General features: G+C 61.6%; 1 protein-coding gene. It reads left to right on the forward strand.

The genetic code is table 11. The annotated features are described in order from the left end of the window. Positions 1 to 411, forward strand: a 411-nt coding sequence (locus AC1D0P_RS29165; protein WP_477679923.1) for an MmyB family transcriptional regulator, incomplete at its 5' end; no start/stop codon positions are given. Between the last annotated feature and the right edge of the window lie 53 nt (positions 412 to 464).

A 464-nucleotide genomic window follows, 5' to 3' on the forward strand; every position in this document is an offset into this window, starting at 1 on the left:
GGGCTCGATCGCTTCTGGAACGCATGTTGTTGGAACGAAGCCGCGGAAAGTCTCTTCACCGGCTGGCTGAGCCACGGCTGCCAGCGGAATCTCTTGCGCTTCATTTTCCTCGAGCCGGCAGCCCGGGCTCTGATCAGGGCCTGGGAGGATCGCGCGCGCCGGGTGCTGGCAGAATTCCGCGCCGACTATAGCCATAGCTTCAACGATCCGCAGATGAACGCCATGCTCGATGTGCTCAGGCGCGAAAGCCCGCTGTTTGCAGTGATCTGGAAGGAGCAGGCGGTACTCGACCGGGAAGGCGGCGTGCGGACCTTTAGCCACCCTCTCCACGGCGAACTGGCTTTCGTCCAGCATACATATCGACCGACGGACCGGGCGGACCACAAGCTGGTATTGCTGATTCCGGCTTAATTCCAGCCGGATCGGGAATCCCTCGGCTAGGCTACGGCGCGGGAGACGTTTTT

The organism is Polaromonas sp. P1_G2 (assembly GCF_056405515.1).